1 protein-coding gene and 1 pseudogene are annotated in these 1,082 nt (G+C 65.9%); both read right to left on the bottom strand.

Features of this window, described 5'->3' with window-relative positions:
• Positions 1–78, bottom strand: a pseudogene (locus EOD07_RS38945) (MarR family transcriptional regulator); the annotation flags it as partial.
• Between the two features lie 154 nt (positions 79–232).
• The coding region (locus EOD07_RS35410; RefSeq protein ID WP_164772896.1) for an iron ABC transporter permease at positions 233–1,082 on the bottom strand (850 nt) is incomplete at its 5' end.

Here is a 1,082-nt window from a genome sequence, read left to right as displayed (position 1 = left end):
CGCCTCGAAACGCTTGCGCATCAGGCGCTGCACGTCGTGGATCAGAAACCCCAATCTGTCGATACCATCAGAAACCATGAGCGATACATATAATAAGCGTGCTTACTATTCAAGAGGATGCTTTGTTCCAGAAGCCGGCAAACCGACATGGCAGACATGCAACGCCCGGAACGGTTAGCGATCGATGAAATGCGGGGTCGATGCCGGCAGGCTGTACCAAAGGCGCGGGATATCACGGCCGGCGGCGCATCAGCATGGTGACGACGAAGAAGGCGCCAAGCGAGCTCGTGATGATTCCGATCGGCAGTTCCTGCGGCGGCAAAAGCGTGCGGGCAAGCAGATCGCTGGCCAAGAGCAGGATCGCGCCGAAGAGCGCGCAGGTCGCTATCAGCGGCCGGTGCAGCGGACCGGCCAGCGGCCGGCCGAGATGCGGGATCATCAGGCCGACGAAGCCGATGACACCGGCCACGGCGACGAGAATGGCGGTCGCCAGGGCGGCGACGAGGAATGTCGTGCGGCGCATCCTCGCCACCGGAACGCCGAGGCTCTCGGCGGCGCTTTCACCGGCGAGGAAGGCATCGAAACGGCGGTGGTTCCGCAGGCCGTAGGCGAGGATGATGCCGGCGCCAAGCGCCGCAAGGCCGATATTGTCCCAGCGTGCGAGGCCGAGCCCGCCCATGGTCCAGAACAGCACCGAATGCGCGGCGCGCTGGTCACCGGCGAAGACGAGATAGTTGGTCAAGGCGGTGAACAGGAATGAGACGGCAAGGCCCGCGAGGATCAGCCGCTCGGGACCTTGCCCCTTCACCCGCGACACCAGCAGAAGCACGATTGCCGCCGCCAGTATGCCACCGGTGAAGGCGGCAAGCGGCAGCGTCCAGATGCCGAACGTATCGCCGAATACGGTGATGACGGAGACTGCGCCGGCGGCCGCGCCCGAGGAGAGGCCGAACAGGAACGGGTCGGCGAGGTCGTTGCGGGCGACCGTCTGCAGCAGCGCGCCGGTGACGCCGAGGCCGGCGCCGACGGCGATCGCCAAGAGCGCGCGCGGCAGCCTCAGGTCGACGACGATGCTGCCGACC

The sequence above is a fragment of the Mesorhizobium sp. M2C.T.Ca.TU.002.02.1.1 genome, assembly GCF_003997225.1.
This window is presented reverse-complemented; position numbering and strand designations above follow the sequence as displayed.